Origin of the sequence: Thauera sp. WH-2, assembly GCF_048321015.1 — a bacterium.
Classification (GTDB): Bacteria; Pseudomonadota; Gammaproteobacteria; order Burkholderiales; family Rhodocyclaceae; genus Thauera.
This window is the reverse complement of sequence record NZ_JBLWFG010000005.1, coordinates 53469-67453: the sequence shown is the minus strand read 5'-3', so window position 1 is coordinate 67453 and position 13985 is coordinate 53469. Positions and strand designations below refer to the sequence as shown.

General features: G+C 70.0%; 15 protein-coding genes and 1 pseudogene. 10 read left to right on the top strand and 6 right to left on the bottom strand.

Annotated elements, in window-relative coordinates:
- The first annotated feature begins 32 nt into the window (after positions 1–32).
- The 3 genes from ACNKW1_RS09960 to ACNKW1_RS09950 all read left to right on the top strand — a co-directional run bounded on the left by ACNKW1_RS09960 (position 33) and on the right by ACNKW1_RS09950 (position 2790).
- Positions 33–236: a heavy-metal-associated domain-containing protein gene (locus tag ACNKW1_RS09960; RefSeq protein ID WP_418364425.1), complete on the top strand. Its 204-nt coding sequence runs from the start codon at positions 33–35 to the stop codon at positions 234–236.
- Between the two features lie 105 nt (positions 237–341).
- Positions 342–1745 carry an exonuclease domain-containing protein gene (locus tag ACNKW1_RS09955; RefSeq protein ID WP_418364424.1) on the top strand — a complete coding sequence of 468 codons (1404 nt, stop codon included), beginning with the start codon at positions 342–344 and terminating at the stop codon, positions 1743–1745.
- A gap of 124 nt (positions 1746–1869) precedes the next feature.
- Positions 1870–2790: a DMT family transporter gene (locus tag ACNKW1_RS09950; protein ID WP_418364423.1), complete on the top strand. Its 921-nt coding sequence runs from the start codon at positions 1870–1872 to the stop codon at positions 2788–2790.
- Between the two features lie 118 nt (positions 2791–2908).
- On the opposite strand, the gene ACNKW1_RS09945 is transcribed toward ACNKW1_RS09950, so the two are convergent.
- The 4 genes and pseudogenes from ACNKW1_RS09945 to ACNKW1_RS09930 form a co-directional block, all read right to left on the bottom strand.
- Positions 2909–4249 carry a DASH family cryptochrome gene (locus ACNKW1_RS09945; protein ID WP_418364625.1) on the bottom strand — a complete coding sequence of 447 codons (1341 nt, stop codon included), beginning with the start codon at positions 4247–4249 and terminating at the stop codon, positions 2909–2911.
- Positions 4249–4362, bottom strand: coding sequence for a DUF2256 domain-containing protein (locus tag ACNKW1_RS09940; RefSeq protein ID WP_418364624.1), 114 nt, complete (start codon positions 4360–4362; stop codon positions 4249–4251). Before ACNKW1_RS09940 ends, ACNKW1_RS09945 begins: the two co-directional genes overlap by 1 nt.
- A 181-nt stretch (positions 4363–4543) precedes the next feature.
- Positions 4544–4693: pseudogene (locus tag ACNKW1_RS09935) on the bottom strand (deoxyribodipyrimidine photo-lyase); the annotation flags it as partial.
- On the bottom strand, positions 4662–5678 hold the full coding sequence (locus ACNKW1_RS09930; RefSeq protein WP_418364422.1) for an NAD(P)/FAD-dependent oxidoreductase: 1017 nt from the start codon (positions 5676–5678) through the stop codon (positions 4662–4664). The pseudogene ACNKW1_RS09935 and the gene ACNKW1_RS09930, both read right to left, overlap by 32 nt.
- A 229-nt stretch (positions 5679–5907) precedes the next feature.
- On the opposite strand from ACNKW1_RS09930, the gene ACNKW1_RS09925 reads away from it, so the two are divergent.
- Together ACNKW1_RS09925 and ACNKW1_RS09920 are read left to right on the top strand one after the other, a co-directional pair.
- Positions 5908–6366 carry a DUF3429 domain-containing protein gene (locus ACNKW1_RS09925; RefSeq protein ID WP_418364421.1) on the top strand — a complete coding sequence of 153 codons (459 nt, stop codon included), beginning with the start codon at positions 5908–5910 and terminating at the stop codon, positions 6364–6366.
- A 41-nt stretch (positions 6367–6407) separates the two neighbouring features.
- Positions 6408–7793, top strand: a complete 1386-nt coding sequence (locus tag ACNKW1_RS09920; RefSeq protein WP_418364420.1) for an ABC1 kinase family protein — start codon at positions 6408–6410, stop codon at positions 7791–7793.
- Here the strand turns inward: ACNKW1_RS09920 and ACNKW1_RS09915 are convergent.
- Together ACNKW1_RS09915 and ACNKW1_RS09910 are read right to left on the bottom strand one after the other, a co-directional pair.
- Positions 7733–8968, bottom strand: a complete 1236-nt coding sequence (locus ACNKW1_RS09915) for an FIST signal transduction protein (protein ID WP_418364419.1) — start codon at positions 8966–8968, stop codon at positions 7733–7735. The genes ACNKW1_RS09920 and ACNKW1_RS09915 overlap by 61 nt on opposite strands.
- Before the next feature lie 96 nt (positions 8969–9064).
- Positions 9065–9964 (bottom strand): alpha/beta fold hydrolase, encoded by a 900-nt coding sequence (locus tag ACNKW1_RS09910; RefSeq protein ID WP_418364623.1) that lies wholly within the window; start codon positions 9962–9964, stop codon positions 9065–9067.
- A gap of 98 nt (positions 9965–10062) precedes the next feature.
- On the opposite strand from ACNKW1_RS09910, the gene ACNKW1_RS09905 reads away from it, so the two are divergent.
- The 5 genes from ACNKW1_RS09905 to ACNKW1_RS09885 all read left to right on the top strand — a co-directional run bounded on the left by ACNKW1_RS09905 (position 10063) and on the right by ACNKW1_RS09885 (position 13972).
- Positions 10063–10839 carry a 2'-5' RNA ligase family protein gene (locus tag ACNKW1_RS09905; protein ID WP_418364418.1) on the top strand — a complete coding sequence of 259 codons (777 nt, stop codon included), beginning with the start codon at positions 10063–10065 and terminating at the stop codon, positions 10837–10839.
- Between the two features lie 32 nt (positions 10840–10871).
- Positions 10872–11480 carry a chromate transporter gene (locus ACNKW1_RS09900; protein ID WP_418364622.1) on the top strand — a complete coding sequence of 203 codons (609 nt, stop codon included), beginning with the start codon at positions 10872–10874 and terminating at the stop codon, positions 11478–11480.
- Positions 11477–12025 carry a chromate transporter gene (locus ACNKW1_RS09895; RefSeq protein WP_418364621.1) on the top strand — a complete coding sequence of 183 codons (549 nt, stop codon included), beginning with the start codon at positions 11477–11479 and terminating at the stop codon, positions 12023–12025. Before ACNKW1_RS09900 ends, ACNKW1_RS09895 begins: the two co-directional genes overlap by 4 nt.
- A 35-nt stretch (positions 12026–12060) precedes the next feature.
- Positions 12061–13158 (top strand): NAD(P)/FAD-dependent oxidoreductase, encoded by a 1098-nt coding sequence (locus ACNKW1_RS09890; protein WP_418364620.1) that lies wholly within the window; start codon positions 12061–12063, stop codon positions 13156–13158.
- Between the two features lie 124 nt (positions 13159–13282).
- The gene (locus ACNKW1_RS09885) at positions 13283–13972 is read left to right on the top strand and encodes a zinc metallopeptidase (RefSeq protein ID WP_418364417.1); all 690 of its coding nucleotides are present in this window, start codon (positions 13283–13285) and stop codon (positions 13970–13972) included.
- Positions 13973–13985 lie beyond the last annotated feature (13 nt).

Sequence of the window (13985 nt, the reverse complement as noted above, 5' to 3'; positions counted from 1 at the left end):
CCCAGTTCATTCCTCACAGTCGGATTCGCACCATGCAGACCACCACCCTCACCATCACCGGCATGCGCGACGAGCAGTGCCTTCGCCTCGTGACCAACGCCATCCAGGACCTGCCCGGCATCGGCTATCTCGAGATCGCGCTCGACACCGGCGCCGCAAGCATCGAGCACGGCGCCCTCGTGTCCGAGTCCGACATCCACCAGGCCATCGAGGATGCCGGCTTCGGCGTGCGCTGAAGTAGTACCCGCAGCGCCGCCGGATCGACCGCGCCCCGCCGGAATGGCAACGGCAAGCCCGTGCCCACAGCGCCTTTCCTCCACAACTCTTTCCGCCCGCGCGACTTGAACGCCTTCCCCCGCTACGTCCCCGGCGGCCTCGCCTTCGTCGACATCGAGACCACCGGCGGCCCCGCCCAATGCGAATCGATCACCGAGATCGGCATCCTCCAGGTCGACGAGGACGGCATGCGCGAGTGGTCCACCCTGGTGCGTCCCGAGTCGCGTATTCCCGAGTACATCCAGCGCCTCACCGGCATCGACGACGCCATGGTGGCCGACGCGCCACGCTTTGCGGACATCGCCGGCGAGGTCTTCGACCGCCTCGACGGCCGCCTTTTCGTCGCCCACAACGCTCGCTTCGACCACGGTCACCTGCGCGCCGCCTTCCGCCGCGCCGGGCTCGACATGCGGCCGCAGGTGCTATGCACCGTGAAGCTGTCGCGCCGGCTGTTCCCCGAACACCGCCACCACGGCCTCGACCACCTCGTCGAGCGCCACGGCCTCATGGTCGCAGACCGCCACCGCGCGCTCGGTGACGCCCAGCTGCTGTGGCAGTTCTGGCAGAAGATTCACGAGCGCTTCCCGCCCGGCTACCTCGAGGCCATGGTGCGCGAACTCATCGGCCGCCCCAGCCTGCCGCCCCACCTCGACCCCGAACAGATCGCCGGCCTGCCCGAAACGCCCGGCGTGTATCTGTTCTACGGCGAACGCGGCGGCGAGACCGATGGCGAACTGCCGCTCTACATCGGCAAGAGCACCCGTCTGCGCAGCCGCGTGCTGTCGCACTTCGCTGCCGACCACCAGAGCGACCGCGAGCTGAGCCTCTCGCAGCAGGTGCGCCACATCGAATGGATCGAGACCGCCGGCGAGATCGGCGCGCTGCTGGAGGAAGCCCGCCTCGTCAAGCGCCTGCAGCCCACCCACAACCGCCAGCTGCGCCGCAACCGCGAGCTGTGCACCTGGCGCCTCGCCACCGACATCGTCGGCGACTGGCGGCTCGAGCTAGTGCATGCCGCCGACCTCGACTTCGGCCGCCGCGACGACCTCTACGGCTTCTTCCGCACCCGCCGCGAGGCGACAAACCGCCTGCGCGCCCTCGCGCGCGACCACGCCCTGTGCCCACCCCTGCTCGGCCTGGAAAAAAAACCCCAGGGCGCGCGCTGCTTCGGCTTCCAGTTGAAGCGCTGCCGCGGTGCCTGCCACGGCGGCGAATCCCCCCAGGCCCACGCCCTGCGCCTGATCGAGGCCCTGCACACGCTCAAGGTCGAGCACTGGACCTGGCCCGGCCCGATCGGCCTGCGCGAGGGCGAGGCACTCCACGTCATCGACGGCTGGCGCTGGCTCGGCACCGCCACCGACGAAGCCATGCTCGCCAGCATTCTGGAGTCCGGCCGCCCGACCTTCGACCTGGACATCTACAAGATCCTGATCAAGGCGGTGAGAAGGCTGCCGATTCTGATGCTCTGACCATCCAGGCCACGCCGGCCACAGGCCCCTCTCAGCCCGATCACACCCTGTCAGCGCCGATACGCACTGTGCTGCCGGCGAACGAACGGTTACAGTCGCACCCCCGACGCTCCACGGACCCAAATTGCCCCACAACCACCCCTCCCACGCCGACGCCGTCCGCGGCCTGCTCGCCGCGCTCGCCGTGGTGGTGTTCTGGTCCGGCTTCAACATCGTGTCGCGCTTCGGCGCCACCGCCAGCTTCACGCCCTTCGACATCGCCGCGCTGCGCTTCGGCGTATCGGGCGCAATCGCGCTCCCGCTCTACCTGTATTTCGTGCCGCGCCGGGACTGGCCGCGCCACATGGTGCTCGCGGCGGTGGCCGGGCTGGGCTACGGCATCCTGGTCTATTCCGGCTTCGCGTTCGCGCCGAGCGCGCACGCCGGGGTGTTCGTCAATGGTGGCATCCCGTTCTGGACCATCGTGATCATGGCGGTGACGAGCGGCTTTCGCATCGCCCGCCCCACCGTTATCGCGCTGTTGCTGTCGACCGCCGGCCTGCTGCTGATCGGCTTCGAGAGCCTGCTCGCGCCCGCGCACGGAAGTGAATGGGTCGGCGACCTGCTTTTCCTCGCTGCCGCGCTGTGCTGGGCGGTGTTCGGCCTGCTGATGCGGCGCTGGCAGGTCAAGCCGCAATACGGGATGCTGGGAATCGCCACATTCTCGGCGCTCGCCTACCTGCCGGTATATCTGCTCTGGCTGCCGGGCAATCTGGCCGCCCAGAGCTGGGGCGCGATCACGCTGCAAGGCGTGTACCAGGGCGTGATCGCCGCGCTGGTGGCCGGCGGCTTCTACAGCTACGCGGTGCAGAAGGTGGGCGCGAGCGAGGCCTCGATGATGCTGGCGCTGGTGCCCGCCGTCACCGCCGTGGGCGCCTTCCTGATCCTGGGCGAGGCGCTCGGCCTCACCACCATCGTCGGCATCATGGTGGTGTCGGCCGGCGCACTGCTCGGCGCGCTGCCGCCTGCGGCGCTCTCGCGCTTGCGCGGATTCCGCTCACGCTGAACGCCGGAAAGGGCCGCCACGCAATTGGCGGCACGCGTGGCCCGTCGCCGCGGAGCGGGGCCCGGGCAAGATCGAAGGGCTTGCGCGCGGCACGCTCGCGACTGACGGGCGCGCGCGTTCAATCGCCAGCACGCCGATCAGGCTCGGCCCACCGCGCCCGGTAGGCACCGTCGGCGTCGTATGTGGCCGCCTGCTTGTCCGGATCGAAGCGCCGTCCGCCGCGCGGATCGGTGCCGCGGCCGACGATATAGAGCCAGTTGCCCTGGTTGCTGTAGACGTCGTAATCGACCAGCTGCGCCTCGAACCACGCCGCGCCCGCGCGCCAGTCGCAGCCCAGGTCGTAGATCAGGTAGCTGGCAACCACCTGGCGCATCCGGTTCGACAGCCAGCCGGTTGCCGCGAGCTCGCGCATGCCGCCGTCGATGAAGGCGTGCCCGGTGCGCCCCTCGCACCACGCCGCGAACGCCGCCGGGTCGTGCGCGGGCATCGGCGCCTCCTCGTTCAACCCGCGCGCCCGGTACAGCCTGCGGCCGTGCTGAAGGTGTAGGAAACGAAAGTAGTCCCGCCACAGCAGTTCGAACCACAGCCAGTAGGTCCCATCGCTTGCGCCCTGCTCGGCCTCGTGTCGGCGCAGCGCAGCAAGGGCCACCCGCGGCGACAAGGCCCCCAGTGCCAGCCAGGGCGAGAGCTTGCTGGAGAAATCGACCCCGCTCAGCCCGTTGCGCGTCGCCTTGTAGTACCTCGGCAGATCGCCGGCGAAGTAGCGCGCCACATGCGCCAGCGCAGCCCGCTCGCCCCCGGCGAACGCCGGCTGCCACCAGGGGAAGGACGCCTCCTCGAAACGCTCGGCGCCCGCCTCCACCACGGGCTCGCTGCGATCGCCGCAGCCCGCGATGAGCGCCTCGTCCAGCGACGCGAGCGGCGGGCAAGGCGGCAAGGCCTCGGGCGCTGCCAGGGGCGCGGCCGGCAGCACACCCGCCGACTCCACCACCTGGCGGAAGGCCGTGAACACCTTCGGCAGATGCGCCACCGCAAACGGCAACCCCGCCGGATCGAGCAGGCTCGACTGCCACACCGTCTTCACCCGCAGCCCCGCCGCACGCAGCGCCGCGACCTCGTCCTCTTCCTCCGGCGCGGCGATCGCCTCACACACCACCCGCTCCGCCCCCAGCGCCCGCGCCAGCGCGGGCAGAACCGCGCCCGGCACCCCACGCAGCTGCAGCAAGCGGCTCCCCCGAGCACGCAGCGCCTCATCCAGATCCGCCAGTGCCGCAGCGAGGAAGGCACTCCGATGCGGCCCTCGGCGCGCAAAGCCCCAGCGCGTCGACGCCTCGGCCGCCGGGTCATGGCAATACACCGGCAGCACCCGCCCAGCCGCCCCACACGCCTCGACCAGCGCCAGGTTGTCCCCCAGGCGCAGATCGTTGCGAAACCAGAAGATCACGAGCTCCGAACCCATCAGCCCAGCTCCGCCCTTGGGCGACTCCGTCGGCAACGCTCCGAGCAGTACCGCACCTCGTCCCACACCCGTTCCCATTTCTTCCGCCACGCGAACGGCCGCCCGCAGCGCATGCACGCGCGCCTTGGCCGCGCGCGTCGCCACGACCGCGCCCTGCTGCGGCCAGGCCGCGCACTCGCCCGGCTGCAAGGACACCGGCAGCGACACGAACTGCAGTCGCGACGGCTCGGGCAGCACGGCCCCGACGCGGCGCAGCTCGGCGTGCAGCTCGCGTGCGCTCTCGAGCATGAACTCGTAGTGCTGGCGCGCGGCATCCGGCTGCACCCACAGCGTGGGCTCGACGATGACCACGCACAGCACCGGACCCTGGCGCGCCGCCGCGGCGAGCGCGCCATGATCGGCGACGCGCAGATCACGCTTGAACCAGACCAGGCTGAAGTCCATCGCGCACACTCGCAAGCACGCGCTGCGCCAGCGCGTGGCCGCTCAGCCAGGCGCCTTCCACGCGGCCGCCGTTCAGCCAGTCGCCGCACAGACCGATACTGTCCTCGGGCGCCCATACGCAGCCGCCCTCAACCGCCGACTCGGTGATCGCGTAGCGCCAGCGGTGCGCCGACCACGCCAGAGGCGCCTCGCCGCCGAGCGCGCGGAAGGCCGCGATCAGCGCCGCGGCCACCTGCTCGGGGCTGTCCTCGAGATGGGTCTCGCTCCATTCGGCGCTCGCGTGCAACGTCCAGGTTTCCGGACCCTCGCGCCCAGGCTTGCTGCTGTCGCGCGCGATCCAGCGCAGCGGGCCGTGATTGACGAAGGCCGCGTCGAAGTCAAGCGCCAGCGGCGCCTCGAAGCGCGCCATCAACGCCCAGCAGCCCTGCATGCGCGCGGCCCGAGCCACCTCGGCGAGCGCCGGCACCACCGGTCCCAGCAGCGGTACTGCCTGCGGCGCGGGCACGGCGAGCAGTACGCCGTCGAAGGCCTCGGGCATCAGCCCGCGCTCAGCGCTGGCGAGCTCCCAGCCGTGCGGATAACGGTCCAGCGCATTCACCGTGGCCTGCAGGCGCAGGTCCAGACCTTCGGCCAGCAGGCGCGCCGGGGCCGTCATGCGCGGCGTGCCGACGAAGCGAGCCTCGTCGCCACCGCCCGCGCGCCGGCCGTCGGCCTCGAGCACGGTCAGCCGCGCCTGCCAGGCATCCGCAACGCCGGCGGCCCGCCAGCGCGCCACCTCGGCCTGGAACAGCGGGTCACGCGCCGTGAAGTACTGCGCGCCATGGTCACAGGCCCAGCCCTCACCACGGCGGGTACTCATGCGCCCCGATGGGCCACGACTCTTGTCCAGGACAGTTACGCGAACACCGGCTTCAACAAGTGCCCGTGCGCAGCGCAGGCCGGCCATGCCGGCTCCGATCACGGCGTAATGCAAGGGAGGCTTCATGATCACATCCACGGTATTTGACGACCGCGATTGGGATCGTCTCTTCTCGCACCAAAGATACACCTTTTGTCCTGGACAACATAGGTCCCCGCGGCTAGCATCCGGCAACGATCGAGGCGCGTGAAGGTGATCTAGTGGCGCACGTCACCGCCTCGTCCACGTCAAACCGATTCCGCGCAGGAACGTGTCCGCCTCCTCCGCACCCACGCAACCCGACCGGTCACCGCACATGAACGCTCCGTCCGACGCCCTTCGCAGCACGGCCCACCGGCTCGGCTATGCCGGCCTGGTCCCCTTCGTGATACTGGCCCCCGCCAGTCTGCTCGACCCAAACCACGGCCTGACCTGGAGCGATGCGCTGTTCGCGTACGGCGCGGTAATCCTCAGCTTCGTGTGCGCCCTGCACTGGGGGTTCGCCATGACGCTCCCAGGACTGGACGACACCCGCCGCACGCGCACCCTGCTGTGGAGCGTGGTGCCCTCGCTGCTCGCCTGGCCGGCATTGCTGCTCGTGCCCGCCGATGCGGCAATCCTGCTCGTGGCAGGCTTCGTGCTGCATTATGTGCAGGACAGGCGCCTTGCCCGGCATGCGCGACTCCCGGCGTGGTACCTGCCACTCCGGCTGCAGCTCACCACGGTGGCCTGCATCGCGCTGGTCGCCGGGGCATTCGTGCAGTGGCCATACTGAACCCAGCTGGCCCTGTACTCCCACCCACGATGAAGGTCCTCATGAACCCCAACGCCACCGAGTCCGAAGCCACCCCCCGAAGCACCGCCGTACCCGGCGGCCGGCTATCGCGCCTTGCTCGCCTCGGCAGCCTCGCTACCGGCGTGGCGGGCGGCATGCTCGCCGAAGGGGCCCGTCAGCTCGCCGCCGGCAAGCGCCCGACGGCACGCGAGCTAGTCCTGACCCCCGCCAACGCGCGCCGCGTCGCAGATCAGCTCGCACAGTTGCGCGGAGCGGCTATGAAGGTCGGTCAGCTGATGTCGATGGACGCCGGCAGTCTGCTTCCGGCCGAGCTCACCGGGATCCTCGCCCGCCTGCGCGAGGACGCGCGCACGATGCCGATGAGCCAGGTGGTCGAAGTGCTTGAAACGCACTGGGGCAAGGGCTGGGAGCACGGCTTCGAGCGCTTCTCCTTCACCCCCTGCGCAGCGGCCTCGATCGGCCAGGTGCACCGGGCACGCACCCACGACGGTCAGGAACTGGCGATCAAGCTGCAGTATCCGGGCGTGCGCCGCAGCATCGACAGCGACGTGGACAACGTGGCGACCTTGCTGCGCGTCTCGGGCTTGCTACCGAGATCGCTCGATCTCGAACCACTGCTCACCGAAGCCAAGCGCCAGCTGCACGAGGAAGCCGACTACCGGCGCGAGGCGGAGAACCTGCACCGCTTCGGCCGACTGCTCGCAGGCGAGACCGACTTCGTGCTACCGCGCGCGGTCGACGCGCTGACCCGCAGCGACATTCTCGCGATGAGCTGGGTGGACGGTGTAGCGGTGGAGTCACTCACGGACGCCGACCAGTCGGTGCGCGACCACCTGGCAAGCCGCCTGATCGGGCTGCTGTTCCGCGAGCTGTTCGAATTCCGCCTGATCCAGACCGACCCCAACTTCGCCAACTACCGCTTCGAGCCAGAAGGCGGGCGCCTGGTGCTGCTCGACTTCGGCGCCACCCGGCCCTACGCTGAAGCGGTGGTCGAGGCCTATCGCCGCTTGATCGCAGCGACGATCGGCGGCGACCGCGCAACCATGGCCGAGGCGGCGGAGGCCATCGGCTACTTCCAGGGCAATATCCACGCCGCCCAGCGCGAAGCGGTGATCGACCTGTTCTCCACCGCCTGCGAACCCTTGCGCCATGCCGACCCCTACGATTTCGGCACCAGCGACCTGGCGCTGCGCTTGCGCGACGCCGGGCTCGCCCTGAGCATGGAGCGCGACTGCTGGCACACCCCACCAGCCGACGCGCTGTTCCTGCACCGGAAGCTGGGCGGACTGTATCTGCTCGCCGCGCGGCTGCGGGCGCGGGTGAACGTGGGCAGCCTGGTGGCGCCCTACCTTGGTGCGCCAGACCGGCCTGCAGGCGCGGTGAATACCGTCAGCACGCCGGTGTAACCATACAGCCGGTTGCGGGCGATCTCACCGCCGGCGAAGAAACCCACCATCGGCAGATCGCCCAGCACATCGCGAATCACGCCCGATTCGGCAGCCGGGGCGCCGAAATGGCGCTGGCCGCGGCCGGAACAGCTTACATACACCGCGCCCAGCGCGACCCGGCCGCTGTCGACCAAGGCGTCACGGATCTCGCGTGCAGCGCGCTGCAGATCCGCGAGCGCGGTTTGCGGGTCACGCCGGCAGAACACCAGCGAAGCCCCCTTCGTCACCGCGTCCGCATCTGCGATCGCCACCAGTCCCGCCCCAGGGTCCATGCCGACAATGTGACGCACGAGCATGTCGGCACCGAAATCCCCCTCTTCCTGCGCCCCGTCGTCCTCGGCCGGATGCACCCCGGCAAGCGTGTTCGCCAGCGCCTGCGCCACCGGCTCGAAGGCCATGTCGGGCGGCAGGCCGAGGTCGGCCATGGCGCAGTCGAGCGCAGCACGACCATCGAGGGAAAGCACGAGGTTGTCCTGCACCCGGCTCACCACCCTGCGCGGGCCGATCGGGCGACAGCCCTGCGTCACGCGCGACACCACGCCGATCTCCGCAGCAAAAGCAACGCCCGACAGACCGCCGCCATCGAACACCGCATCGGCGATCTGAACACTGCGCCCGCGCGAAGCGGTTAGACCACCGAAAAGGTAGCCTCCCGCCGTACGTTCGGCCAGCTCGGGGAGCAACTCCTGCAGGTCGGGCGTGCGGCCATCGGCATGCACCAGCGCAGTATGCGGATGAAAGTCGCCACTGTCGGCACGCAGCGGCTGGCGCCCCGAAAAAACGCGGAAGCTACGCCGCGGCAAGGGCGCAAGCATCAGCGCCAGTGCGGCTTCATCAAAATGCTCGGCGCCGCTTGCGAGCACACCAACGCCCACCGTTCCAGCCCAGTGCACACCCGGCAGGCGGTGCTGCAGCGCCGCGAGGATGTGCTCGGCCTCCACCGCGAAATGATCGGTGAGGTAACACAGGCCGAGGCTGAACTCGAGCGTCTCGCCAGTGCGCTCGAAGGCGTGCACGGTCGCAACCCGGGCATCGTGCAGCAAGGTATCGAGCGCGCGCTGCAGCGCAACGCTCCAGTCGTTGTGCGCGGCGTGACTGGCGACGAAACGGGTGGGACCCGGGGGCTGCGACATCAAAATCCTCCAATGAGCCTGGCGCCGAAGGGAAACATGCGGGGCGCGCACCGCACAGACAGCGGCCGCCGGTACGCCGTTCCCGCCGCGCCGGCCTCAGGCGCGCGACAAAAAGGCCTCCAGCGCGGCCGCCACCTGTTCGGGCTGGTCGTGCTGCAGGTTGTGCCCGGCATCGGTGATGGTGACGACCCGGTGCTTGGCGAAGCAGTCCAGGCGGTGGCGAAGCTCGGCAGGCGCATCCCCGAAGCGATCGTTAACGTAGCCCTGCCCGGCAAACAGCATCAAGGTCGGCGCAGTGACCTGTCGCCAGCACGCCATGGCGTCCTCGATGCGATACACGAAGGGCGAAGGCACCTTGTGCCATGGATCACAAGCCATCTCCACCCGCCCATCCGCCGCCACACGGCCAACGTGGCGGGCGAGGAATTCGGCCCGCTCAGGCCTCAGGCGCGGATTGACCGCGCACAGCCGGCGCGCGAACGCGGCATAGTCCGCATGCGTGGGCAGGCGCGGCGGCTGGGCCTGCGCGTCGAGCCACTTGCCGAGCAGCAGGGGCGCGTCGGCCTCGGGGGGCGGCTTGAGGCCGAGGAAGTCCATCATCACCAGCTGCCCCACCCGCGGCGGGCGCAGCCCTGCATACGCCCCGGCCACGGCCGCACCCATGCTGTGCCCGACCAGGCGCGCTGGCCGCCCGGGCGAGTAGTGATCGAGCAGCGCATCGAGGTCTGCATAGTAGTCGGGGAACCAGTAACTGTGCCCGAGCCAGGTGCTGCCGCCGAATCCGCGCCAGTCGGGGGCAATGATCTGCCAGTCCTCGCGCAGAGCATCGACCACGAACTGAAAGGTGGGAGAGGAATCCATCCAGCCGTGCAGCAGGAAGAGCTGCGGCGCATCCACCGGCCCCCAGCGGCGCACCGCATACTCGAGGCCGCGCACCGCCACGCGCTCGACCGTGGAAGGCTTGTGCACCGGCGCGAAACCCTCTGCGTCGGACATGCGGACCGGGTCGTTTTCCGGGACAATCGGATTCGTGTTCATGTCTTAATTCTAGCTGCCCCGAGCGCGCATACACATCGCTCCGGGCATTCTGGCCGATGACCGACCCCGCCTTCCTGCGCCGACAATTTCTCGCCACGCCTTTCACCATACGCAACGAGCGGCGTGACTTCCACGCGTGGCGACGCGGCCGGTCGCACTACCTGCTGTGGGCGCTCGACGTGGACACCCCTGCAGTGCGGGCACGGGTGGCCGCGGCGCAGCACGCGCTGACCGGCCTGCTGCTCGACGGCTACGCACGCCAACCGCACGTCACGCTCGCGCTGTGCGGCTTTCCGGCCAGGTCCGGCCGCCCTGCACACGACGAATTCGATTTCGAGCGGATCGCCGCGCAGCTTGCCGCATTGCAAACGGCCAATCCGGGCGGCTTCGACATCGAGATCGGCGGACTGGAGAGCTTCTCCTCGGCGCCCTTCCTGCACGTGGAGGACGACGGTACTGCGCTCGCCACCCTCCGCCGCTGCCTGCATGCCGAGGCTGCGCACCCGCAGGGCCCCTACGTGCCCCACGTCACCGTCGGCCTGTATGCCGATGCTTGGCCCACGGCCGCGGTGGCGCAGCGCTTCGAGCCGCTTGCCGACACACCCCGCCTGCACTGCCGGATCACGCACCTGAGCCTGATGGGCTATGTCGCGGCGGAGATCGGCGGCACGCTGTTCAAGGTCGCCGACTATGGTCTGGACGACGGCCACCTGCACTGGCATGCGAGCGCATCCGCCCTGCTGGACCACGATGTTGCACTGTCGGGCCACACGGCGGCGCGGGACCCTGGACTGCTGCATGCCCCCCGACACGCGCGCACGGAGGCGACATGAAGCACAGCACCCGGTCCGCAGCCACGCCCACGATGCCGGACGCCGCAGCGACCCTGGCACGCCCCGCCTCGCTCACCGCACTGTTCGTCGCCTTTAGCCTGCTTGCGCTACAGGGCTTCGGCGGCGTGCTCGCCGTTGCACAGCGCGAGCTGGTGGACCGGCGCACCTGGCTCACCCGCCACGAATTCATCGAACTCTATGCCGTCGCCCAGTTGCTCCCCGGCCCCAACGTGGTGAACCTGTCGCTGATGATCGGCGACCGCTACTTCGGCTGGCGCGGTGCGCTGGCCGCGGTTTCCGGCATGCTGCTCGCACCGATCCTGGTGGTGCTCGTGCTCGCTGCCAGCTACCAGGAGCTCTCCCGCTATCCCGCTGTGGCAGGCGCGCTGCGCGGCATGGGAGCCGTCGCTGCCGGGCTGATTCTGGCCATGGCGCTGAAGATGCTCGTCACCCTGCGCGGCAACGTGCTCGGCCCGGCGCTGTGCACTGCGCTCGGGCTCACGACACTAGTCGCGATCGCGGTCCTGCGTCTGCCGCTCGCCTGGGTCGTGATCGGCCTGGGCCTCACCGCCTGGGGGCTTGCCCGCTGGCGCATCGCGCGAGCCCATACGCACGCCCGTGCCAAGGACCGGACATGGTGAGCACTCTGCCGGCGGCCGATCTGCTTGAACTCTTCCTGCGCTTCCTGGTGCTGTCGCTGCTGTCGATCGGGGGCGCGATGTCGACCGCGCCCGAGATGCACCGCTACCTCGTGGTGGAGCGCGGCTGGCTGGGCGAGGCTGACTTCACCACCGCGATCGCGCTCGCCCAGGCGGCGCCGGGCCCGAACGTGCTGTTCGTGCCGGTGCTCGGTTTTCAGGTGGCCGGCATTCCCGGGGCAGTGGCGGCGCTGGTGGGTATCCTGCTGCCCTCGACCCTGCTGTCGCTCGGCGTGAGCCGCTGGGGCGCCACGCGCCGCGACACACCGCTGGTGCGCGCCTTCACCGCCGGGCTGGCACCGGTCACGGTGGGATTGGTGTTCGCCACAGGCTGGCTGCTGGCGCTGCCTTTCATCGGCGACCCCGCGCATCGTGCTGGGGCGCTGGCGCTGATCGGACTCACCGCAGCGGCCACGCTGAAGACGAAGCTGGCGCCGATCTGGATGATCCTGGTCGGTGCCGCCGCGGGCGCGCTGGGCCTGGTGTGAGCAGTGGCCACCCGTACCGCAGGGGCAAGGAGATGATGGAGCACGTGGATGCGGTGGTGATCGGCGCCGGCGTGGTGGGCTTGGCATGCGCGAAGTTCCTCGCAGAATCGGGGCGCGAGGTGATCGTGCTCGAGCGCGAGACCGCCTTCGGCACCGGCATCAGCGCGCGCAACAGCGAGGTCATCCACGCCGGCCTGTACTATCCGCCCGGCTCGCTCAAGGCGACGCTGTGCGTAGCCGGCCGCAAGGCGCTGTATGCCTACTGTGCGGAGCGCGGCATCGCCCACCGCCGCCTCGGCAAGCTGGTGGTGGCCAGCCGCGCGCCCCAGTTGCCCGCGCTCGAAGCCATCGCCGCCCGTGCGCGCGCCAACGGCGTGGATGATCTGCGCCCGCTGGGCGCCGCAGACGTGCGCACACTGGAACCCGAACTCGACGCCGCAGGCGCGCTGTTCTCGCCCTCCACCGGCATCGTCGACAGCCACGGTCTGATGCAGGCGCTACTGGCCGACGCCGAGCGCAAAGGCGCCGTGCTGGTGCTGGCCGGCCCGGTGCGGAGCGGGCGGGCGGACCGCGCCGGCATCGTGCTGGACGTGGGCGGCAGCGCACCAATGCAGCTGCGTGCGCGCTGCGTGATCAACGCCGCCGGACTGGACGCACCACGGCTCGGCCATGCTCTCGCCGGCCCGGCTGCACTGCGCGCACCGCAGGCCTTTTACGCACGCGGGGTGTATTTCAGCCTCGTCGGACGCGCACCGTTCTCGCACCTGATCTACCCGGTCCCCGAAGCGGGCGGGCTGGGCGTGCATCTGACCCTGGACCTCGGCGGCCAGGCGCGCTTCGGCCCCGACGTGGAGTGGATCGAGCAACCGGACTACCAGGTCGACTCGGCGCGCGCCGAACGCTTCTACGCCGCCATCCGTAGCTGGTGGCCCGGGCTGGCCGACGGCCACCTGCAGCCAGCCTACGCGGGCGTGCGGCCGAAGATCGTCGGCCCAGGCGAGGCGGACGCCGACTTCCGCATCGACGGTCCATCCGCGCATGGCGTACCGGGGTTGGTGCACCTGTACGGAATCGAGTCGCCGGGGCTGACCGCGGCGCTGGCGATCGGGGCACGGGTGGCAGCAATCTGTTGAGCTGCGTTCGCCGCACGGGCCAGCGCGTACATGGCAGAGGCGCCACAAGCCGCGCCGGCACAGCCCGCACGAAACGCTCGCGGCGGCACATGGTCAGACGCCTGACGACTTCGCCGAGACCGCCATGTCCCCGATCCTGTTCGTGCTGGTGCCGATCCTGATGCTCGCCGCCTGGCTGCCGGGCTGGTGGGTGCGGCGCACGCTGCAGCGCTACAGCGAGCCCGCCGACCGCTATTACGGCAGCGGCGCCATGCTCGCGCGCCTGCTGCTCGACAAGCACGGCCTCACCCAGGTCAGCGTTGAAGAGTCGGAGACCGGCGACCACTACGACCCCGAGGGGCGCGCCGTCCGCCTGTCGGCGCATACCTATCACCAGCGCTCGCTGACCGCCGTCACCGTGGCCGCACATGAGGTTGGCCACGCGCTGCAGCACGCCGAAGGCTACGCACCGCTGGCACTGCGCGAGCGCCTGGTGCGCTTCGCCATCAAGGGCCAGCGCCTGGGCGCAATGATGATGGTGGCGGTGCCGGTCATCACCGTCCTCACCCGTCACCCCGCCCCCGGGCTACTCTTCGTGCTTGCCGGGCTGCTGTCGATGGGCCTGGCTGCGGTGGTCCATCTGGTGACATTGCCCACCGAGTTCGACGCCAGCTTCCGCCGTGCGCTGCCGATGCTCGAGCGCGGCGGCTACCTGCACCCGTCGGATCAGCCCCATGCGCGCAAGATCCTCGAGGCCGCCGCGCTGACCTACGTCGGGCAATCGCTGATGACGCTGCTCAACATCGCGGCCTGGCTGAGGTTTTTACGCCGGTGAGTTGCAGACAAGC